This is a genomic window from Roseibium sp. ROS1, assembly GCF_054658215.1.
This window is the reverse complement of record NZ_BAAGIG010000002.1, coordinates 360,488-381,972: the sequence shown is the minus strand read 5'-3', so window position 1 is coordinate 381,972 and position 21,485 is coordinate 360,488. Positions and strand designations below refer to the sequence as shown.

The following is a 21,485-nucleotide window of genomic DNA, read 5'->3' as shown; positions in this document are numbered from 1 at the left end:
GTCAGTCTTCCCAGTAGACCGCCGTCAGATCCGTTGCCTGGGTCGGCTGGTTTTCCCAGAGCCCCTTGATCTTGGCGTCGGCGATGGTCGGGAAAGCGAGCTGGAACAGGTAGGTGTTGACGTAGTCCCTGGAGATCGTCTCCTGAGCCTGTTTCAGAAGGTCGGAGCGTTTTGCCGGATCGTTCTCCGCAGTCAGATCGGCAATGAGCTTCTGGAAGTCCGCATTGTCATACTGGAAATAGTAATCCGGCCGGGCATAGATGCCGATATCCATCGGCTCGGTATGGCTGACGATTGTCAGGCCGAAATCCTTGCCCTTGAAGACCTGCTCCAGCCACTGCGCCCATTCCAGGTTGGTGATTTCCGTTTCGATACCGACGGCACGGAGCTGAGCGGCGATGATCTCCCCGCCCCGGCGAGCATAGGATGGCGGCGGCAGCTTGAGCGTGGTGGTGAAACCATCCGCATAGCCGGCCTCGGCCAGCAGCTTCTTGGCGAGGTCCGGATCGTACTGGCTGCTCCCCGTCAGATCGACGTAGTCAGGGTTATGCGGCGCGAAATGCGTTCCGATCGGCGTGCCGTAGCCGAACATCGCGCCATCGATGATCGCTTGCCGGTCAACCGCGTGGGCAATCGCTTCGCGCACCTTGATGTTGTCGAGCGGCGGCAACTTGTTGTTGGCTGCAAGAATGGTCTCGCCTTCGGTAGAGCCTACCAGCACCTGGAAGCGGGCGTCGGCCTCGAACTGCGGCAGGTTTTCCGGCGCCGGAAAACCGACGAAAGCGTTGACGTCTTCCGCCATCACGGCCGCGAAGGCAGCCGTCGGATCGGAAATGAACTTGAAGGTGACCTTGTCGAGCTTGGCCGGTTCACCCCAGTAGTCTGCGTTCTTTTCCAGATCGATCCGGTCGCCCTGTACCCAGTCGGTGAACTTGAACGCGCCCGTTCCAACCGGCTTGCTCTTGATATCGCCAATGGATTCCGGAGCGACAATAACCGCATCGCCCCAGGCCATGTTGAACAGGAAACTGCCGTTCGGCTCCTTGAGCGTTACCTTCACGGTCAGCGGATCAACCACTTCCACGCTCTCGATACCGGCAAACAGCGCTTTCTGGGCGTTCTGACTGTCGTCTGCGCGGGCACGATCGAGGCTGAACTTGACGTTGTCCGCCGTCAGATCCGATCCATCGTGAAATTTCACGCCGTCGTGCAGCTTGAAGGTATAGGTCTTGCCGTCCTCGGAAATCTCCCAGCTTTCGGCCAGCCCGGGATTAACCGAACCATCCGGACCGAAGCGGGTCAGGCCTTCGAAGACGTTGGAGTAAAGGACAGAATCAATCGCGCCTGCAGCGGCACCAGTCGGGTCCAGATGTGGCGGTTCCAGTTGCATGGCAACCACGATATCGCTCTTTGCATGGGCCATTCCCATGCTCGCTGCCAGCGCCAAAGCACTGACCAGACCCAATCCAAACTTACGCAAACGCATGACTTCCCCCTTTATTGAGGCTGCTTTCGCAAGGCCTTGCCAACAGCTCGATCAGCGTACGGCCCATGACCTTCGCAGAATCGAGCATGTCATCCACTCCCACATATTCGTCCGGTTTATGTGCCAGATCCAGAATGCCCGGGCCATAGGCGATACAATTTTTCAGTTTGCCGATACGATCGATATGCTTCTGGTCGTAGGTACCCGGGCTGACGACATATTCAGCTTCACGGCCCATGGTTTCGGCAATGGCCTTGGCGACGGTCCGCACGACGGGCGCATCCTTTTCGGTCATGGTGGGCAACACCCTGTGCAGTTCCCTCAAGTCGTAGCGGAACTTGTCGCGCCGTCCTTCAACCGTCTTCAGAACTTCCAGGACTTCCGCCTGCACGTCGTCGATATTCTCTTCCAGCAGGAACCGGCGGTCGATCACCATCCGGCAACTGTCCGGCACGCAGGGGCTCGGAAGACCCGTGAAATCCGCGTCGCCTTCCGATTGACCACCGTGGATGGAATTGATGTTGAGCGTCGACTGTTTCGCGCCTTCCGGCACCACCGGCATTTCGGTGCGCTTTTGCGCGAGCGCCGGAAACAGGCTCTGCTCCATCTCGTCGATCACCGCTCCCATGTGCCGGACAGCACAATCGCCGAGGAACGGCATCGAGCCGTGAGCGATCTCTCCGAATGTCTCCAGCTCGGCCCACCACACCCCTCGGTGACCGAGGCAGATCCGGTCCTTGTTCAGCGGCTCGGGAATGATGACATGCTGAACCCGGTCCGGACTGAAATAGCCCTTGCCTGCAAGATAGGCGACGCCGCCGTAGCCACCCGATTCCTCGTCGGCCGTTCCGCTGATCTCGATAGCTCCGGCAAAGTCCGGACAGACCGCAAGGAATGCCTCGGCTGCAACGATGCTGGCGGCAAGGCCGCCCTTCATGTCGCAGGCGCCTCGGCCGTAAATCTTGCCGTCGACAAGTTCCCCGCCGAACGGATCCTTTGTCCAGCCGTGGCCGACGTCGACAACGTCGATATGACTGTTGAAGTGCACGCATTCGCCTGGCCGGTCGCCATCCCGACGCGCGACGATATTCCAGCGCGGATACTTGTCGCTGTCGCCGGGTGTTCCATGCGCCCGGATCAGTTCGATGTCGAAGCCGGACCTGGACAGTCGCTTCTGCAGATAATCGCAGATATCGCGGTAGTTCTCGCCGGGCGGGTTGAGCGTGGGAATGCGCAGAAGGTCCTGGGTCAACGCGATCAGATCCTCGCGCCTTCCGTCGATCTCCCGGATCAGGTCGTCTGCTAGCGCCATCCCGTCTCAGCCTCCCCTTGGTAAAAGCAACGAGAACTATGCTACCGTCAAACTACGGTGCCAATACCGTAGGAACACGGTGGAACATGACAGACCTCGACCAACTGGCCTTCGAAAACGCGCCCATGGGTTTGGCGCTGACCGAAAACCGTATCATTCGTGCCTGCAATCAGACATTCCTTGAGATGTTCGGGTTCAAGAAGTCTCAGCTGATCGGGCAGAGTTTCCGGCTGCTCTACGGCACGGATCAGGAATTTCACCAGATCCGCGACATTGGCCTGGAGCCCTTGCGACGGTCCCTGCCCTACACGGATGAGCGGTTGATGCGCCGGTCCGATGGAACGCCAATCTGGTGCCGGTTTCGGGCGCGAACGCTGACGCCGGAAACACCGCTGGCACGGATCGTCCTGAGTTTCGCCCTGATCGACAATGCTGCTGCCGGGCCGAAGCTGACACCGCGCGAACGCGATGTCCTGCTGCTTCTTTCCCAGGGACAGACCAGCAAGGAAATGGGCCGTGTCCTGAGCCTGTCTCCAAGAACCGTTGAGGATGTGCGCGCGCGGCTGTTGAAGAAGTTTCAGGTCAAAAGCGTTGCCGTGCTGCTGTCCCGGCTTTCCGGACAATAGACGGCACGCTTCTGTTCACTTGTTACTCGCCTGGTTTCAAACCATTGGGCTTGAAGGCCCCGCCGAAGGGCGACGGATTGGCTTTCACCGGCGCTTCAACCGGCGCCGTGGACGCAGGTGCCTGGTTCTGCTGTTGCGCTTCCATCTTCCGGCGCTGCTCCTCCAGAAGTTCCTGCTGACGCGCGCGCTTGTCATCGAGGATCTGCTGTTTGCAAACGCCAGCATCGTGCTGCGAACCCTGATAGGTGGCAAAGCCTGCAACACCCAGAAGGATCACGAAGATCGTCAGCGGGTGGACGAGCGTTCGCAGAACCGGATTGCCGTAAATGCGGGAACGCGCAGCTGTGCCGGTCCGCATCACTTCCTTCCGCCGCATGTGGGCTTCGTGGACCACTGCCCCGATCAGCGTAATACCGATGATGATGACCGCCAGCGCCGACAAGGAAGGGTCTGTCCCATGACGGACCTTGGAAGCCAGTGCCGTGGTGAACGTATTGCCGGAGAGGATCGTGAAGACGGTGGTGTTGTAGTTCTCGAAAGACGCCAGGAAGGTCAGAAACGCGGCAGAGCCGATGGCCGGCCACAGGAACGGCAACAGGATCTTGCGGAAGGCCTGTCCCGGCGTCGCGCCGAGGTCGAGCGCGGCTTCCGTCAGGATCGGATCGAATCGCTGAAGTCTTGCGAGAAACACCAGCATTGCATAGGCGGAAATAAAGGTGACCTGACCGGCAAGCGTCAGGAACATGCCGTTATAGAAGATCGAACCGTAGTCCGCCCCGACGGACCTGCCGAAAGCGCCCCAGAAGACAATGGTCGAGATGCCGAGAACGACGCCCGGAATGAGGATAGGCGTGATCAGCACCGTGTAGAGCGCCGCACGCAGGCGCGGTCCGAGCTCCGATAGCGCAAGCGCTCCCGCCAGCCCGATCGGCACGGCAATGACCACCACACTGATGGCGATCACCAAGCTGTTGGCCAGCCCGCTCATAAGACGGTCATTGGCGAAGAGGACACCAAACCAATCCGTCGTGAAGCATTCCCATGGCGTGATCCGCGGGAAAGAGGACGAATTGAACGCCGTGATCACCATGATGATCAACGGCCCGAACAGGAAGGTGAAGAAAAGCAGGGAGAAGCCTGCCGCGACCACGCGGCCGCCTGTGCCCCGGTTCATCGGCCGATCTCCCCGATGGAGACCTTGAAGATCCGCATCAGCATCATGACGAAGGAAATGCAGACAATCAGCAGGATCACCGCATAGGCCGAACCGCGTTGCCAGTTGGCGCTCTCGTTGAACCACTGGTAGATGAGCTGGGTGAACCAGAGATTGGAAGGACCGCCGAGAATCTGGGGTGCTGCAAGCGCACCTGCCGTCAGCATGAACACCATGGTTGCCCCGGAGGCGATGCCCGGCTTGGCAACCGGCAGCACCACCCGCCAATGCACCCGCCACCAGCTTGCGCCCATGTCCCTTGCCGCTTCGATCTGGTTGCGGTCGAGCGCCTCGACAGCATTGAAGATCGGGAACACCATCAGAAGGATGTAGGCATAGGTCAGCCCGGAATAGAGCGCGACGTCAGCCCGGATGAAATCGACGGGCTGATCCCATAACCCCACCGACATGCCGATGCCGTTGATAAGGCCCGTTGAGCCGAACAGGACACGGAAGGCAAAGGCACGCAGGATCTCGTTGACCCAGAAAGGCACGATCAGGCCGATGACCATCATCCGCGCCGCGACGCCAGTGGCCGAATGAGCGAGAATGAAGGCGATGGGGTAGCAAAGCAGAATGTCGATACAGGTGACGAACACCGCCGCGATCAGGGTCTTGAACAGGATACCGATATCGAGCGTGTTGACCGTGCCGTCGTTGCCTTGGAAAAAATATGAATAGTTTTCAAGAGTATAGACATCTTGCGGTCCACCGACATCAGCTGCCGGCAGGTTGAACCGAAAGGAATAGTCAAGCATTGCCACCTGCGGCAGCGTGATCAGGCAGATGACCCAGAACAGGACCGCCACGGCAACGAACGATGCAGCGCCAAGACCGTGCTTGCCGGAAATTTCCCTGAATACGTTTTGAAGCGCTTTCATCCTCACGCTCCCGCAAGTGCGCCATGCGGCAGGACGATTGCCTGCTCAGGCGTGAAGCCGAGCGATACAGCACCACCGGAGAGATTGTCCGGCGCACCGCCGAGGTTGACCCGGGTGAGCCGAAGCTGGACACCGTTCGCTTCCAGGAACATCTGCCGCGAATTGCCTTCGAACTCTTCTTTCACCCAATTTGCTGTCAGGCTGTTGGGGGCACCATCGCCAAGGCTCAGTTGCTCAGGCCGAATGAACAGGATGCAGTCTTCGCCCGCCTTGTATTGACGTCCGCCTGCTGCCCTTCCCTGCAGGCGGCCGAGTGGCGTTTCAACGGAAACCAGCGCTTCCGACTGCTGGGCGACCTTGCCTTCGATGGCATTGGTCTCGCCCACGAATGAGGCGACAAACGAAGTCTTCGGCCGATTGTAGATGGTTTCCGGCGGGTCGACCTGCTCGATAACGCCGGAGTTCATGACCGCGACGCGGTCCGACATCGTCAGGGCCTCACCCTGATCGTGGGTGATATAAATGAAGGTCAGCCCGACGCGCTGCTGGATAGCACGCAATTCGGTGCGCATGTGGTGGCGCAGTTTCAGGTCGAGCGCGGACAGTGGCTCATCAAGAAGCAGAATATCCGGCTCGACCGCCAGCGCACGGGCAATCGCCACGCGCTGTCGCTGACCGCCGGAAAGTTCGTGCACCTTTTTGTCGCCGACACCGGGAAGCGCGATCATGTCCAGAAGTTCGTCTGCCCGCTTGCGCCGGTCCTTGCGGCCGATGCCCCGGACCTCCAGCGGAAAAGCGATGTTGTCGGCGACGCTCATCAGTGGAAAGAGAGCAAGGTTCTGGAAGATCAGCGCCGTCGGGCGCTTGTTCGGGCCGATGCCCTTCATGTCCTGCCCGCCGATCAGCACCCGACCTTCGGACGGATCGGAGAAGCCGGAAATACACCGCAGCAAGGTGGTCTTGCCGCAGCCGGACGGCCCCAGGAAGGAGAAGAACTCGCCGCCCTTGATGACGAGATGTGCATTGTCGACCGCGGTATAGGCCCCAAAACGAATGGAAACGTGATCCAGAACAATATCTTTTGTGGCCATGGCGCTCTCAGAAGGACGGCGGGAAAGGGAGACGGAAAAAGGGCGGCCTGGCGCCGGACGCATTGCGCCCGGCACCCGCCATTGAGAAAGCCGGAGAGGCCTTAAGCGGACAGGAACTTGTTGGTGTATTCGGTCCGCTTTTCCGAGTACCAGGGAGCTTCCGCCGGCCAGGCATTCAGGTTGTCCAGCGCTTCGCCCGGATAAGCATCGGCAAAGTTCTTGGCATAGATTTCGCCGCCGAATTCGGCCGCGCCGATTACCGGTGAATTGTAGCCGTGGGTCTTGATGGCTTCGCCGGCGAGCTTGGCGTCATAAGCGGTCTCGATGAAGGCATAGATCTGGTCAATGTTCTTCGCCCCGGTCGGCATGGCCAGCCCATCGACCCAGGCCATCGCACCTTCCTTCGGCGCCCGGTACATGACCGGCTCGCCAGCCGTTTTCAGGGCAAGCGGAGGTCCGTCCCAGGTCTGGCCGACGATCACGCCTTCGTTCAAGAGACCGTTCTTCTGGGTATCCGCATCGTTCCAGATCAGCTTGATGTTGGGCTTCTTGGCAATGGCGGCCTCAACGACCTTGGTCCAGACCTCGTCCATCTTTTCCGGGCTCTCGTAAGCAGCCCACATGGAACCCGGCTCCAGTTCGCCGCGGCCTTCAAGGCCGAGACCGAGGCCAAGCAGCATGGAATGTCCACGGCCCATCGTCTTGCCGGCATTGGCTTCATCCCAGACATCGTAATAGCTCGGGAATTCGCCACCGGGAACAAAGGCGTCCGTCCGCCAGGCAATGCCTTCCGTGCCCCAGATATGCGGCAGCCAGAAGACGCCCTTGCCGTCGAAGTTCCAGTGGGTTTCGCCAAGTGCCATGGAGGGGTTGACCTTGTCGAGCGCGACCTTCGACATGTCGAACGGCTGCAACAGGCCAAGTTCTGCCCACAGAAGATTGCGGTTCACGGTCGGTGAAACGATGTCGAAGCCTTCGCCGTTGGTGGCCTTCAGCTTGTTGATGATCTCTTCGTTGGAGCCGATGCCGGTGAAGTTGATCTTGATGCCGGTCTTGTCCGTGAAGCCGTTGACGAAGCTTTCCGGCAGATAGTCCGACCACATCATGATGTTGATTTCACCGGACGAGGCCAGCACGCTGGAGCTGACGATTGCCGGCATGGACAGCCCTGCGCCTGCCGCGGCTGCGGTTTTCAGGAAATCGCGCCGCGTTGCGGATGCTCCCTTTTTAAAACTGATCATGACTTCCCCTTCACTGTTGGTCTCACCAAACTGTTCCTCGTTCTGGCGCGTTACAGGCCGCATTTTTTTGGAAAGGGTCGCATTGCCCGGACGATCCTGCGCCGCGTTGCAAGAAAGGATATTGCGGTGCAATATTCACCCTTAGAGCCAGAGAGTGAAAACTATGGAGCCAGAGGAATTGCCGGGCTTTGCAGGTTCGGGAAACAGCTTCAAACTGCCGCCTTCGGGCCAACCGAATTCAGGGACGACCAAAAAGTTCAAATGCTTGCCACCTATTTCGACACGCCCTTCGATCCGGGCAGACGATTGCAGCACCAGATTCAGGAACGGCTTATCGAGGCCATTCTGGACGGTGTGTGGCCCCTGCACGAACCGCTGCCGGCAACCCGTGTGTTTTCCAGCGAGATAAAGGTTTCCAGAAACACGGTCGCCATCGTCTATGAGAGACTGGTTGAGGACGGTTATCTGAAGTCGGTCAGCCGGCGCGGGTATTTCATCAACGAACGGCACATCCGCGAACAGCTCAACATCCGGGTGGATGATCACGCCAAGGACATCCTGCCCACTGCGGAGCACCCGTTCAATCCGCAAGCCTTTCTGACCTACAGCTACGCGGCCCAGGAAAACATTTCAAAACCAGCCGACTGGCAGTCCTACCCCTACCCTTTCATCTATGGCCAGCTTGCTCCGGACAAGACATCCGTCGCGCGCTGGCGCGATTGTGTCCGGTTGGCAGGCACTGCCCAGCACGCCCCGACCTGGATCGGCGATCTGGTCGATCAGGACGACCCGATGCTGGTCAACCAGATCATCCGCCGGATGCTGCCGCAACGGGGCTTCCGGGCAGAGCCGGACGAGATTCTGGTAACTGTCGGCGCCCAGAATGCCCTCTTCCTGGTGGCACAGCTCTTTTGCCGGCCCGGGGTCAGGACGGACATGGAAGAGCCCGGCTATGTGGACACCCGCAACATCTTCCAATCCTTTGGGGCAGAGCTGAAGTATCACCCGGTCGATTCAAACGGCATGCGGGTTGGAGACGAGCTGAAGGGGGCACGACTTGTTTATGTGACACCTGGCCATCAGTCCCCAACCAACGTCACCATGTCGATGGAGCGGCGTCTGCGGCTGCTGGCCCATGCCGAAACGCATGATTTCATCGTCCTGGAAGACGACTATGAGCATGAGCTGAATTTCATCGGCGCACCGAAACCGTCCTTGCGCAGTTTCGACCGTACCGGACGTGTCATCCACGTTGCCAGTCTTTCCAAGGCCCTGTTTCCGGGATTGCGGCTCGGTTTCATCGCGGCAGACAGGCGCATTATCAGAGAGCTTCGGGCACTCAGACGCTTGATGTATCGGCACCCCTCAGCACTCGACCAGCGGGCGATGGCAATCTTTCTGTCCGAGGGCCATTATGATTCCCATATCCGACGTCAGCGAAAGGTGCTGTCGCAGAAATGGAAGAAGATCTTCAGGCTCATCGAAACGCATCTGCCGACCTGTCAGGCAACGGTCACGACGGGCGGGTCAGGCGTGTGGATCAGGCTACCGGAGAGTATCCGCGCTGCGGAACTGCAATCGAGAGCCGCGCGGCAAGGTCTGCTGATCGAGGCAGGAGATGACCGGTATTTCTCCCCGAATAGTCCTCGAAACCGGATCCGCCTGGGCTTCGGTGCAATTGCTGAAGAAAAGATGGAGCCGGGCATCAAGCTGCTCGGACAACTTCTGGCGGACAGCAGGTAGCGATCCCGGCTCAAAGCCGGGATACCCCGTGACTGGCAGCTTACAGCTCTGCCTTGCCCAAGACCTTCTGGAGGACATCGATCATCATCGAGAGATCTTCTTCCGATGTAGTGAGTGCCGGGGCGAAGATCAGCGCATCACCGGTTGCTTTGACATGCAGGCCTTCGTCGAACAGCTTCCGCTGCACCAGAGATCCCTTTGCTCCCGGCGTTTCGCCCGGTGTCAGCTGAATACCGGACATCATGCCATGACCACGCAAATCGTGGACATGAGGCAGATTGCGAAGGCTGAAAACGCCATCGAGGAATGTTGACGAGAGGCTTGCCGCCCTCTCGAAAAGACCTTCGGTCTTGTAGATGCCAAGTGTTGCCAAAGCTGCGGCGCAGGCAACCGGATGGGCGGAGTAGGTATAACCGTGCATCAGTTCCGGCCGATCCGCGGTGATGGAATCAATGACGGCTTTCTGGATCTCCGTCTTCACCGCGACAGCGCTCATGGGGATCGCACCGTTGGTAATCGCCTTCGCCATCGTCATGACATCCGGTGTGACACCGAATTCCTGTGCCGCGAAGGCTGAGCCCGTCCGGCCGAAACCTGTGATGACTTCGTCAAACACGAGCAGAATGCCGTATTTATCGGCGATCTCGCGCAGCTTCTGCAAGTATCCGACGGGCGGCACGATAGTGCCGATAGAACCCGCAATCGGCTCGACGAAGACCGCGGCAATGGTCTCGCCACCGTAGGTCTTGCAGATCTCTTCCAGATCTTCGGCAATCCACGCTCCGTCTTGCGGTTGCCCCCTCGTGAAGCGTTGATCCTCGTTCCAGGTGTGGCGCATATGGACGACGTCACAGGTAACGCCGGAAAAGTCCCGCCGGTTGTTGACCATGCCCGCCAGTGACGTGCCGCCAAGGTTGACCCCGTGATAGGCCCAGGCCCGCGAAACAAAACGGGTGCGCTGAGGCTCGCCTTTGGCCTTGTGATAGGCAAGGCAGATCTTGATGGCGGAATCGACTGCCTCAGACCCGGAAGACCCGAAAAAGATGCGGTCGAGACCTTCCGGCAGAATTCCGCTGAGCGCCTCGGCAAGTTCGAAGGAAATCGGCGCCGCGCGCTGAAAGTGCGGGGAATAATCCAGAACCTGAAGCTGCTTGTAGACGGCTTCGGCAATCTCCTTGCGGCCATGCCCCGCTGCACAGGTGAACAGGCCTGAAGATCCGTCCAGGATTTCCCGCCCCTCAGGCGTCCAATACCGCACGCCCTCTGCCCGCGCGAACATCTGCGGTTCCTTGTGGAAGAGACGGTTGTTGGTGAACGGAAGCCAGTGGTGATCCATGTTGATCGGCATCTGGGTCATGGCGCAGGGTCCTTCAGATCGGAGCATTCCCATCACTCCTAGGACCAGTCGCAAACCCGCCGTAGAGCCAGCGCTTGAATTCATAGGAGCCAGAGGCCCAAAGCCCGCTTTTGGCGTTGTGCTGGCGGGGCAGCTGCCTATGGTCCGGTCAAGCGACTGTTTCAGATACTTCGGAAAGGCAGGCTCATGAGCGGCACAATCCTCATTACCGGAACGACCTCTGGCTTCGGTCAGGCGATGGCCCGGCTGTTCGTGCAAAACGGATGGAAGGTTATCGGTACCGGCCGGCGCGCGGATCGGCTGGAAAAGCTGAAGACGGATCTCGGCGAGGCATTTCACGCGCTTGTCTTCGACATCATGGACGAAGCTGCAACAACTGCGGCCCTCGCCAGCCTGCCGGAGGACTTTCAGGAGATCGACATCCTCGTCAACAATGCCGGCCTTGCCCTCGGCACGGCTTCGGCACCGGCAACGAAACTCTCCGACTGGAAGACCATGATCGATACCAACATCACCGGTCTCGTCACCATCACCGACCAGCTTCTGCCGAAACTGATCGAGCGCAAGGGCATGGTCGTGAACATCTCCTCCATTGCTGCCAACTGGCCCTATCCGGGCGGAAACGTCTATGCGGGAACCAAGGCGTTCCTGCGCCAGTTCTCGCTTGGCCTGCGGTCGGATCTTCACGGCAAGGGAGTTCGGGTTACCTCCATCGAACCGGGCCTATGCGAAAGCGAATTCACACTGGTGCGTACCGGTGGCAACCAGGAAAGCTACGATGCTCTATATGGCGGCGCCAACGCGATCCAGCCGGAAGACATCGCCAGCACGGTCTATTGGGTCACGACACAGCCCCCGCATCTCAACATCAACTCGCTGGAACTGATGCCCGTCAGCCAGTCCTGGGCCGGCTGGCAGATCGCCAGAGAGGGCTGAAGAGAACCTGTGGCGGCGCTGCTCGTCCACGGACAAAGCGGATTTATCAATCTGTCCACATGCACCTTGTCATCCCAGCGAAGGCAGGGATCCAGTAATCGCACGAAGTCGCCTCTGCCCCTCACCGGCCACATAGGATACTGGATCCCGGTCTTGACGCTGACGCGACAAACCGGGACGACAAGCAGGAGATGCCGCGCGTCCCTTCCTCCAAAACGTCAACGGCCGAACGCGTCTCCGCGTCCGGCCGTCATTGTGCAGGCAAGATCCCGAACGATCAGGCCTTGGTCACCTTCTGGGTCTGGCTGCCCAGCTTGTCGATGCCAAGCGTCATGACTTCGCCGCCCTTGAGGTAGACCGGCGGCTTCTGCCCCATGCCAACACCCGGAGGCGTGCCGGTGGAGATGACGTCGCCAGGCTGCAGGCTCATGAAGCGGCTGAGATAGGAGATCAGGAACGGTACCCGGTAGACCATCGTCTTGGTGGAGCCGTTCTGGTAGCGCTTGCCGTCCACTTCCAGCCACATGCCGAGATCGTCGAAGTCGCCGACTTCATCCGGCGTTACCAGCCAGGGGCCGATCGGGCCGAAGGTATCGCAACCCTTGCCCTTGTCCCAGGTGCCGGACCGTTCGATCTGGAATTCGCGTTCGGAGACATCGTTGATCACGCAGAATCCGGCGACATGGCTCATCGCATCGGCTTCCTCGATATAGGCACCGCCCTTGCCGATCACGACGCCGAGTTCGACTTCCCAGTCGGTTTTCTGCGAGCCGCGTGGGATCTTGACGTCGTCATCCGGACCGACAATGGCCGAGGTCCACTTGTTGAAGACCACCGGTTCCGGCGGCACATCCATGCCGGATTCAGCAGCGTGGTCGGCATAGTTGAGGCCGATACAGATGAACTTGCCGATATTGCCGACGCAAGGCCCGACGCGCAGATCCTGTTGCGGTGCGCCCTCCACCAGTGGCAGCGAAGCGACGTCGAGCCCCTGCAGGCGTTGAATGCTTTCAGGCAGAAGAGCATCTCCGGCGATATCCGCGACAACGGAAGAAAGATCACGAACGCGGTTGTCGGCATCGAGAACTCCGGGTTTTTCCTGTCCCGGAGCGCCAAATCTCAGCAATTTCATAAAGGATCGTCCTTGAATGGTTGGAGCCCGGTTGCGCGAGCAACCGGGCTCGATGGGGTTGGTTACGACAAAATCGATCAGTCGTACAAGACAGCAGCGATCTTCGGATCGTCAATGTTGGATTTGTCGTAGTAGTAGAAGCCGGTGTCGATATGCGCCGGAACTTCCTTGCCCTGCGATGCTTCGAGGGCTGCTTTCACGGTCTCGTAGCCGATGCCGACCGGGTTCTGGGTGATCGCACCGGCCATGACGCCGTTGCGGATCGCATCCTTCTGGGCCTTGCCACTGTCGTAGCCGATGATGACCACATCGGACTTGCCCATTTCAGAGACACCGTTGACCACACCAAGGGCAGACCCTTCGTTGGCACCGAAGATGCCCTTCAGATCCGGATTGGCTGTCAGGATGGCCTTGGTGAGTTCTGTCGACTTCAGATGATCACCGCCGCCATATTGAACGGTGACGACCTCGATATCCGGATGATTTGCCTTCATCTGGTTGACGAAACCGTCGACACGGTCGATGCCGGTCCGGCTGGTCTGGTCATGTGCCACCACGGCAACCTGGCCAGCTCCGCCGATCAGCTCTGCCATCTTGTCGGCAGCCAGTGCTGCAGCAGCAATGTTATCGGTCGACGCTGTCGACACCGGAATATCGCTGTCGACACCACTGTCGAAGGCGATGACCGGGATTCCCTTTTCCTGAGCCTGCTTCAGAAGCGGAATGGCGGCCTGACTGTCGAGAGCGGCAAAGCCGATTGCCGTCGGGTTCTTGGCAAGGGCAGCGGCCAGCATGTCGATCTGGCGGTCGACCATGGTCTCGTTGTCCGGGCCTTCAAAGGTGATGGTGACACCCAGCTCCGAGGCGGCCTGATCGGCTCCAGCCTTCACGGCCTGCCAGAACTGGTGCTGGAAACCCTTGGAGATGAGCGGAATGTAGGTTTCCTGGGCGAAGGCAAAGTTCCCGGAAAGCATCAGGGCAGCGGCACTTGCAGCTCCGATAAGAGTACGTCTGTTCAGCATATTCCTCTCCTGTGGTTGGGTTGGACGGAAGGTCCGGTACCGGGGTGTGACCACCCTCTTGTGTGTTGATGAAACTCAGGCTTTACGCCTGCGCACCATGTCCGCGTAAACGGCCAGGATGATGATTGCGCCGGTCACCACCGTCTGCCACTCCTGGGCGACGGACAGGACCCGCAAACCGTTGGTCAGGACGGCCATGATCAGGGCGCCGATCAGGGTCCCGAGAACCGTTCCGCGCCCACCGGAAAGCGACGTGCCACCGATTACGACGGCCGCGATGGCTTCCAGCTCATACCCCAGGCCGAGCGCCGGCTGGGCAGAGTTGAGGCGCGATGCGATCAGGATGCCGGCGATGCCGCAGATGGAGCCAGCCAGGGCGTAGACCGACATCTTCCAGAAATCGGTATTGACGCCGGAAAGGCGAACCGCCTCTTCGTTGGAGCCCAGCGCGAACGTATAGCGGCCAAGCACCGTGCGTCCGAGAATGTAGGACGCAGCCCCGGCCACCAGGAACAGGATCAGAACCCCGTTCGGGATCGGCAGAGCCGGGAAAATGTCGCCTATGAGCGAGCCACGGGAAATCAGGTCGAAGCCGGGCGTGTCGTTGAAATAGATCGGCCGGGTTCCGGAAATCACCAGCGACAGGCCTTTCAGGATCAGCATCATACCGAGGGTCGCGATGAACGGCGGGATTTTCATCTTGGCGATGAAGGTGCCCGAACACAGGCCGCACAGCGCACCGGTCGCGATGGCGGCAACCACACCGAGCGGCAGCGGCATGCCGAGATTGGTCAGAACGACGCCTGCGATGACCGCGCAGAACGTCATCAAGGTTCCGACGGAAAGGTCGATCCCGCCGGTGATGATCACCAGGGTTGCCGCAACAGCCAAGACGCCATTGACCGAGGTCGCCTGCAGGATCGCGATCATGTTGGAGGTTTGCATAAAGTTGGGTGAAGCGATCGAGAAACCGATCAGCAGAAGAACCAGGCTGGCGAAGGCCAACAGCTTCTGGTGCGCCCCTGTCTCGATCAGACGTGCAACGAGCGACGGCGAGGAGGACGGGTTGACGGCGGTCATTGCTGGTATCCTTCTGGCTGCATAGATGGCGCCCGAAGCGTCGCCAGATGCATGATGTCTTCCTGCGTGGTGGCTTCACCGCCCGGCAGGATGCCGGTGAGACGGCCTTCACACATGACGGCGATGCGATGGCTGAGACGCATGATCTCCGGCAATTCCGAGGAGATGACGATGATCGCCCTGCCCTCGTTGGCCAGTGCCTTCAGCAGTTTGTAGATTTCCGACTTGGCACCGACATCGATGCCGCGGGTCGGCTCGTCGAAGATCAGGATGTCACAATCCCGGTAGAGCCACTTGGCGATGACGACCTTCTGCTGGTTGCCACCGGAAAGCAGGCGGACTTCCTGCCGGTCGGACGGTGTGCGGATTTCCAGTTTGGCGATATAGTCCTGCGCCGTCTTACGCATGGCATCGTCATTCAGGACGCCAAACCGGCTGGAAAAGCGATCGAGGCTGGCCAGCGCCACGTTGGTCCGAACATCCATGCCGGTGGCCAGACCGAAATGCTTGCGATCTTCCGAAAGGTATCCGATGCCCGCCTTCACGGCGTCGGAAGGTTTCGATATCGAACGGGGCTTGCCGTGAACCCGGATCTCGCCGCTGTCACGTGGATCAGCTCCGAAAATCGCCCGTGCCACTTCCGTCCGCCCGGCTCCCATCAAGCCGGCAAAGCCAAGGATCTCGCCTTTCTTGACGGAAAAGCTGACGTCGCGGATCTCGCGCCCCCTGTTCAACCCTCGTATGTCCAGCACCGTCTCGGCGTCGGAAAGATCGGGGATCACGATGGCCTCGCTGGTCAGCTCCCGGCCCACCATCATGGAGATGATCTTGGAAACAGGCGTCTGCGCTGCATCAACGGTGCCGACATAGGAGCCGTCACGCATGACCGTCACCCGGTCGGCGATCTGTTTCAGCTCGTCCATCTTGTGGCTGATGTAGATGATGCCCACGCCATCGGACTTCAGCCGGCGGATGATGGTGAAGAGTTCGGCGATTTCCGCATCATTCAGGGCGGCGGTCGGCTCGTCCATGATGAGGACGCGTGACCGGTAGGACAGTGCCTTGGCGATCTCGACCATCTGCTGACGGGCGATGGTGAGTTCACCGACGATCGTCTTCGGGTTCATCTTCAGGTTCATCGACTTGAAGATCTCGAGCGCCCTGGCGTTGAGCGCCGCCTCGTCCAGACGGCCGAAACGCTTGCGCGGTTCCCGGCCTATAAAGATGTTCTGCGCGACCGTCAGATCATTCATCAGGCTGAGTTCCTGATGAATGATACCGATGCCCAGCGCCTGGGCGGCCCGTGGACCATCGATCTCCACGGCCTGACCGTTGACCAGCAGCTCGCCGCCGTCCCTGGGGTAAATTCCGGACAAGATCTTCATCAGCGTCGACTTGCCGGCGCCGTTTTCGCCCATCAGGGCATGCACTTCGCCGCTGTTCAGGTCAAAGCTGACATTCTTGAGGGCGTGCACACCGGGGAAGCGTTTTTCGATCCCCGTCATCCTCACTAGATTTGTCATGCGCGATCCTCCCAAACCGCGACAAAGGGGCCACCGTCAGATGGTGACACCTCCATCGACCAGAAGTGCCTGCCCGGAAACGAACCGGCTTTCGTCGGACAACAGGTAGACGATCATCGGCGTCATATCGTCGACGGTTGCCAGACGGCCCATGGGCTGCCGGGCGATGAAATTCTTTTCCGCTTCCACCGGGTCGGGTGCAGAAGCAATGCGGCCGCGCAAGGACGGAGTATCGACAGTGCCCGGGCATAGCGCGTTGCAGCGGATGCCTTCCTTGACGAAATCCGCTGCGACACCCTTTGTGAGGCCAATCACGGCTGCCTTGGTGGCGCCGTAGGCCGTGCGCATCGGAAAGCCTTTGATGGACGATGCCATCGACGACATGTTCAGGATCGATGCCGTACCTGTTGCCTTGGCGCGTTCGCGCATGCCTGGCAGGAAAGCTTGCGTCATCCGGTACATTGAGGTGACGTTCAGCTCGAAGCTGAAGGCCCAGTCATCTTCGGTGATATCGAGGACAGTGCCGTTGTGAACGAAGCCCGCACAGTTGAAGAGCCCATCGAGCGCCGGCAGTTTTTTTGCCAGATCGTCAACGGCTGCGCGATCACAGACATCCAGTTTGTGGATCTCGATACCGGGGCATTCGCCGGGAAGCGTCGACAGCGTTTCCTCGTTGATGTCCGCGGCGTAGACCTTTGCGCCTTCCCTGGCGCAGGCAATCGCGCTTGCACGACCGATACCCTGCCCGGCTGCCGTCACCAATATTGTTTTATCTTTCAAGCGCACTGAAATCCTCCCGAAAGTCCGCGCATCGTCACAACGTTCTGCCGGATGCGGCTACATCACCGCACCGATCTGCCACGGCACGAACTCCACTCCGCCGAAGCCGAGTTCCTCGCTCTTCGATTGTTTTCCGGAGGCAACGGCGATGATCATTTCGAAGATCTCCTCGCCCTTGGCTTCCAGACTGACATTGTCGGAGATCACGTCACCGCAATTGATGTCCATGTCTTCCGACATCCGGCCATACATCTCGCTGTTAGTGGCGAGCTTGATGCAAGGGGTCGGCATGTAACCGGACACGGAGCCGCGCCCCGTGGTGAAGACGATGATATTGGCACCTGAGGCGATCTGACCGGTCACCGAACATGGATCGAAGCCTGGGCTGTCCATGAAGACGAACCCCTTCTTGTCGACTGGTTCGCCAAACTTGTAGACGTCCACAAGGGGGGCAGAGCCTCCCTTGGCCGCTGCACCAAGAGACTTTTCCAGGATTGTGGTCAATCCGCCGCGCTTGTTGCCGGGCGACGGATTGTTGTCCATCTCGCCGCCATTGCGGGCTGTGTAGTCTTCCCACCAGCGCACACGCTCGATCAGCTTCTTGCCGACATCGACGGAAACCGCCCGGCGGGTCAGAAGGTGCTCCGCACCGTAGATCTCCGAAGTTTCGGACAGGATCGTGGTACCGCCATGACGGACCAGAAGATCGGAGGCAATCCCGAGTGCCGGATTGGCAGTGATGCCGGAATATCCGTCCGAGCCGCCGCACTGCATGCCGACGGTGATTTCGGAAATCGGCACCGGCGTGCGCTCGGCCTTGTTGGCAAGTTCGGCAAGCGCCCGCAACTCTTTCAGCCCGGCTTCAATGGTCTTGCGCGTACCGCCGGTCTGCTGAATGGTCATGTAGCGCAAATCGCCGTCCGGGCGGATCTTGCGGTCACCGACGAGATCGGCAATCTGCATGACCTCGCAGCCAAGACCGATCAGCAGGATAGCTGCGAAATTCGGATGCTGGGCATAACCGGACAGGGTCCGGAACAGCGTTGCGTAACCTTCGTCCTTGCCAGACATGCCGCAGCCGGTTCCGTGAACGATTGGCACGACGCCGTCGACATTCGGAAACTCGTCCAGCAGACCGGACTTCTCGGCAGCTTCCGCAATGAATTTTGCGACGGACCCCGAGCAGTTCACCGAGGTCAGAATGCCGATGTAATTGCGCGTGCCTGCCCGCCCCGTCTGCCGGCGGTACCCGAGAAAGGTGCGCTCTTCGGTTGCGGGCTCAAGCGGGATCGAGGCTTCGGCGTGCTGATAGTCCTGGCTGTGATCGCCCATGCCGAGGTTATGAACATGGACATGCTCCCCAGGCTTGATGTCTGCCTTCGCCTGCCCGATGATTTGACCGTACCGAATGACGTTTTCGCCAGCGGAGATCGGCCTGCGGGCAATCTTGTGGCCACGCATGACCTGCCCGGGCAGCGGACAGTCAACATGGGCAACGCTTGCGCCGGCCGCAATATCCTGAAGGGCGATGACCACATTGTCATCGGCATTCAGAAGGATCGAATTGGCATGAGGCTGCAACACGTCTCTCTCCCCGCTACGGCCGCTACGGTTGGTCCGCCTTGTCATTTCAAGATGACAAGACCCTTCTCAACCCGCTGACATCAATCAGCTTTTCACTCTTCTCCGAGCTCTCTCCATGGAGCATCGGCACGGCCGGTCTTTCTTCACGATTAGCTTGACAGGGCAACTGTGTCAACTAACATGTTAGCATTCAATCGAGTTGACAATGTCCCTAACCAACGAACAAGATTTTCCCGAGATCACCCTGCCCGACATTGGCAAACTGTCCGGCTCGCTGGCACAGCGTGTCTATGAGGCGCTGCGCTCGTCCATCCTGGCGATGGACCTGCCGCCGGGCACCCTTCTCAGGAAACAAGTCATCTGCGAGCAGCTTGGTGTCTCCCGCTCGCCGGTCACGGAAGCGATCACCCGGCTAGCAGGCGAAGGCCTTGTCGAAGTCATTCCCCAATCCGGCTCCCGCGTGACCAAATTCTCCATGTCGGAAATCCGCGAGGGCGCCTTCCTGCGAGAAGCCATCGAACTGGCGGCGGTTTCCAAGGTGGCGGTGGAGCGCACCGAAGAGCAGTTGACGGAGTTGAACCGCAATTTGCGTCTGCAGGCTCTTTGCCTGGAAGACCACGACGAAACCGGCTTCTACCGGGAAGACGAGCGCATGCACGAGCTTATCTTCTCCTTCACCGGCTACCCGAAGCTCCACAACCTGTCTGCCACCGGTTGGATGCAGGTCAACCGGGCACGGCAATTGCTTTTGCCCATGCGCGGCAGGGCCTTTGAGGCCTATGACGAGCACCGGGTCATCGTGGAAGCAATCCGCGACCGCGATCCGGAACGGGCACGGCAGGCAATGCAAAAGCACCTGAGCGAACTTGTCACGCGCCTGGAACCGCTCGCGGAGACCAGACCGGACCTGTTCGACTGAAAACCTGGCACTTGGCCCGACACCAGACCGCAGATCATGCGGCGTTCAAACTGATCCTGAGGAAACATCCAGAGGAAACACATGACCGCTCTAAGAACACAGCGGCTGAACAGCAGAACCGCTAGGCCAATCGACCTGACGGAGATGGGTTTCGGCGGCGCGCCGCTCGGCAATCTCTACCGCAAGGTTTCGGAAGAAGATGCCCAGGCTGCCCTACAGGCGGCCTATGACAACGGCATCCGCTACTTTGACACGGCGCCGCAATACGGCCTGGGCCGATCGGAAATGCGCTTTGCCACAGCCATCAAGCGTTTTGGCCGCGAGAACATTCAGCTTTCCACCAAGATCGGCCGCCTGCTACTGGATTGCGAGCCGCACGAGGTGACCCCGGAAGCCTTTGTCGATGTGCCGCAAAAGCGGATCGTCTTCGACTACAGCTATGACGGCGTCATGCGCAGCTACGAGGCAAGCCGTCAGCGACTGGAGGTCGCCAACGCGGACATCCTTTTCGTGCATGACGTCTGCGCCTTTTCGCAAGGCTCTCAGGAAGCCAGCGATGCCCGCGTCCGCGAGCTTTTCGACCTCGGCGGCTACAAGGCGCTTACCGAGTTGAAAGAGGCCGGGGACGTTGCGGCCATCGGCGCAGGGGTAAACGAATGGCAGGTTTGCCAAAAGCTGCTCGGCCTTGCCGATTTCGACTGTTTCCTGCTTGCCGGCCGCTACACGCTTCTGGAACAGGACGCCCTTGAGAGTTTCCTGCCGCTTTGCGAGCAACGGGACGTCGGCATCATTCTGGGCGGGCCCTATAATTCCGGCATTCTGGCAACCGGGGCCGTTCCCGGTGCGAAATACAACTACGCCGATGCACCGCCGGAGATCCTTGAGCGCGTGCGCAAGATCGAGGATGTCTGCCGCAGCCATTCAGTGCCGCTGATCGCGGCCGCGCTGCAGTTCGTGCTTGGACACCCAAGTGTGAAGACCGTCATCCCCGGCGCAGTGAACGCGGCCGAGGTTGAAGCCAATATTGCTCTCTTGAAGACCGATATCCCTGCCGCACTCTGGTCAGACCTCAGGTCTGCTGGCCTGATCCGCCCCGATGCCCCCTTGCCGAGCGAGACCTCCCATGTTGCGTAACCTTCCCCCCATCCTGAGCCCCTCGCTGCTTTATGCCCTCAGAGCCATGGGGCACGGCGACGAGATCGCCATTGTCGACGCCAATTTCCCGGCGGAAAGCTCCGGTCCCGATTGTGTTCGTCTCGATGGCATATCGGCAACAGACACGCTGAAGGCGATCCTGTCGGTTATGCCGCTCGACACGTTCGTCGCCGCCCCCGCCCGAACGATGCAGGTGGTTGGTGATCCGGACGCGGTGCCGGAGATTGTCGCCGAGTTCCAGACAATCATCGATGACACCGCCGACAAGCCGGCCAGGATTTCAACGCTGGTACGCCACGCCTTTTATGAAGCGGCCAGCCATGCCTTTGCCGTGGTCCAGACAGGCGAGACCCGCCTCTACGGCAACATCATTCTGACCAAGGGCATTATCGAGCCATGACCTG

The 21,485-nt window shown here is 59.7% G+C and carries 19 protein-coding genes; 6 read left to right on the top strand and 13 right to left on the bottom strand.

From position 1 onward, the window contains the following. Position 1: 1 nt before the first annotated feature. The gene (locus tag ACYQ6M_RS09960; protein ID WP_460073582.1) at positions 2–1,486 is read right to left on the bottom strand and encodes an ABC transporter substrate-binding protein; all 1,485 of its coding nucleotides are present in this window, start codon (positions 1,484–1,486) and stop codon (positions 2–4) included. Further along, the gene (locus ACYQ6M_RS09955; RefSeq protein WP_460073580.1) at positions 1,473–2,798 is read right to left on the bottom strand and encodes an acetylornithine deacetylase/succinyl-diaminopimelate desuccinylase family protein; all 1,326 of its coding nucleotides are present in this window, start codon (positions 2,796–2,798) and stop codon (positions 1,473–1,475) included. The genes ACYQ6M_RS09960 and ACYQ6M_RS09955 overlap by 14 nt, the downstream gene beginning before the upstream one ends. 86 nt (positions 2,799–2,884) lie before the next feature. Here ACYQ6M_RS09955 and ACYQ6M_RS09950 point away from each other — a divergent pair, with 86 nt between their 5' ends. Continuing rightward, a complete protein-coding gene (locus tag ACYQ6M_RS09950; protein ID WP_055659566.1) occupies positions 2,885–3,424 on the top strand; it encodes a PAS and helix-turn-helix domain-containing protein in 540 nt (179 codons plus the stop codon). Positions 3,425–3,446: 22 nt separating this feature from the next. Here the strand turns inward: ACYQ6M_RS09950 and ACYQ6M_RS09945 are convergent, their stop codons facing one another. The 4 genes from ACYQ6M_RS09945 to ACYQ6M_RS09930 all read right to left on the bottom strand — a co-directional run bounded on the left by ACYQ6M_RS09945 (position 3,447) and on the right by ACYQ6M_RS09930 (position 7,850). Further along, entirely contained in the window at positions 3,447–4,598 is a 1,152-nt protein-coding gene (locus ACYQ6M_RS09945; protein ID WP_460073578.1) for an ABC transporter permease, read from the bottom strand. Continuing rightward, positions 4,595–5,518 (bottom strand): ABC transporter permease, encoded by a 924-nt coding sequence (locus ACYQ6M_RS09940; RefSeq protein WP_077290328.1) that lies wholly within the window; start codon positions 5,516–5,518, stop codon positions 4,595–4,597. Before ACYQ6M_RS09940 ends, ACYQ6M_RS09945 begins: the two co-directional genes overlap by 4 nt. Before the next feature lie 2 nt (positions 5,519–5,520). Then, complete coding sequence (locus ACYQ6M_RS09935) at positions 5,521–6,609, bottom strand: ABC transporter ATP-binding protein (protein WP_168687867.1); 1,089 nt, start codon at positions 6,607–6,609, stop codon at positions 5,521–5,523. A 101-nt stretch (positions 6,610–6,710) separates the two neighbouring features. Next, entirely contained in the window at positions 6,711–7,850 is a 1,140-nt protein-coding gene (locus tag ACYQ6M_RS09930) for an ABC transporter substrate-binding protein (protein ID WP_075282063.1), read from the bottom strand. A gap of 261 nt (positions 7,851–8,111) precedes the next feature. On the opposite strand from ACYQ6M_RS09930, the gene pdxR reads away from it, so the two are divergent. Beyond that, positions 8,112–9,593 carry a MocR-like pyridoxine biosynthesis transcription factor PdxR gene (pdxR, locus tag ACYQ6M_RS09925; protein WP_460073575.1) on the top strand — a complete coding sequence of 494 codons (1,482 nt, stop codon included), beginning with the start codon at positions 8,112–8,114 and terminating at the stop codon, positions 9,591–9,593. 40 nt (positions 9,594–9,633) lie between these two features. On the opposite strand, the gene aptA is transcribed toward pdxR, so the two are convergent. Then, positions 9,634–10,977, bottom strand: coding sequence for an omega-aminotransferase AptA (aptA, locus tag ACYQ6M_RS09920; protein WP_201030410.1), 1,344 nt, complete (start codon positions 10,975–10,977; stop codon positions 9,634–9,636). Between the two features lie 159 nt (positions 10,978–11,136). Between aptA and ACYQ6M_RS09915 the strand changes: the two genes are divergently transcribed. Beyond that, the gene (locus ACYQ6M_RS09915; RefSeq protein WP_460073573.1) at positions 11,137–11,886 is read left to right on the top strand and encodes an SDR family NAD(P)-dependent oxidoreductase; all 750 of its coding nucleotides are present in this window, start codon (positions 11,137–11,139) and stop codon (positions 11,884–11,886) included. A gap of 277 nt (positions 11,887–12,163) precedes the next feature. Here ACYQ6M_RS09915 and ACYQ6M_RS09910 read toward each other — a convergent pair whose 3' ends face one another. From ACYQ6M_RS09910 to ACYQ6M_RS09885, 6 genes are all read right to left on the bottom strand, one after another. Next, positions 12,164–13,018 carry a fumarylacetoacetate hydrolase family protein gene (locus ACYQ6M_RS09910; RefSeq protein ID WP_062489284.1) on the bottom strand — a complete coding sequence of 285 codons (855 nt, stop codon included), beginning with the start codon at positions 13,016–13,018 and terminating at the stop codon, positions 12,164–12,166. 77 nt (positions 13,019–13,095) lie between these two features. Further along, the gene (locus ACYQ6M_RS09905) at positions 13,096–14,040 is read right to left on the bottom strand and encodes an ABC transporter substrate-binding protein (RefSeq protein WP_022997686.1); all 945 of its coding nucleotides are present in this window, start codon (positions 14,038–14,040) and stop codon (positions 13,096–13,098) included. Positions 14,041–14,115: 75 nt separating this feature from the next. Continuing rightward, complete coding sequence (locus tag ACYQ6M_RS09900; RefSeq protein WP_152507085.1) at positions 14,116–15,120, bottom strand: ABC transporter permease; 1,005 nt, start codon at positions 15,118–15,120, stop codon at positions 14,116–14,118. Then, positions 15,117–16,643, bottom strand: coding sequence for a sugar ABC transporter ATP-binding protein (locus ACYQ6M_RS09895; RefSeq protein WP_460073570.1), 1,527 nt, complete (start codon positions 16,641–16,643; stop codon positions 15,117–15,119). Before ACYQ6M_RS09895 ends, ACYQ6M_RS09900 begins: the two co-directional genes overlap by 4 nt. A 36-nt stretch (positions 16,644–16,679) precedes the next feature. Next, positions 16,680–17,435: an SDR family oxidoreductase gene (locus ACYQ6M_RS09890; protein WP_460074621.1), complete on the bottom strand. Its 756-nt coding sequence runs from the start codon at positions 17,433–17,435 to the stop codon at positions 16,680–16,682. A 45-nt stretch (positions 17,436–17,480) separates the two neighbouring features. Next, positions 17,481–19,007, bottom strand: coding sequence for a UxaA family hydrolase (locus ACYQ6M_RS09885; protein ID WP_460073568.1), 1,527 nt, complete (start codon positions 19,005–19,007; stop codon positions 17,481–17,483). A 205-nt stretch (positions 19,008–19,212) separates the two neighbouring features. On the opposite strand from ACYQ6M_RS09885, the gene ACYQ6M_RS09880 reads away from it, so the two are divergent. From ACYQ6M_RS09880 to ACYQ6M_RS09870, 3 genes are all read left to right on the top strand, one after another. Continuing rightward, the gene (locus ACYQ6M_RS09880) at positions 19,213–19,926 is read left to right on the top strand and encodes a GntR family transcriptional regulator (RefSeq protein ID WP_460073566.1); all 714 of its coding nucleotides are present in this window, start codon (positions 19,213–19,215) and stop codon (positions 19,924–19,926) included. Between the two features lie 81 nt (positions 19,927–20,007). Beyond that, the gene (locus ACYQ6M_RS09875) at positions 20,008–21,060 is read left to right on the top strand and encodes an aldo/keto reductase (RefSeq protein ID WP_075281987.1); all 1,053 of its coding nucleotides are present in this window, start codon (positions 20,008–20,010) and stop codon (positions 21,058–21,060) included. Continuing rightward, entirely contained in the window at positions 21,050–21,481 is a 432-nt protein-coding gene (locus tag ACYQ6M_RS09870) for an RbsD/FucU family protein (protein ID WP_460073564.1), read from the top strand. Before ACYQ6M_RS09875 ends, ACYQ6M_RS09870 begins: the two co-directional genes overlap by 11 nt. Positions 21,482–21,485 lie beyond the last annotated feature (4 nt).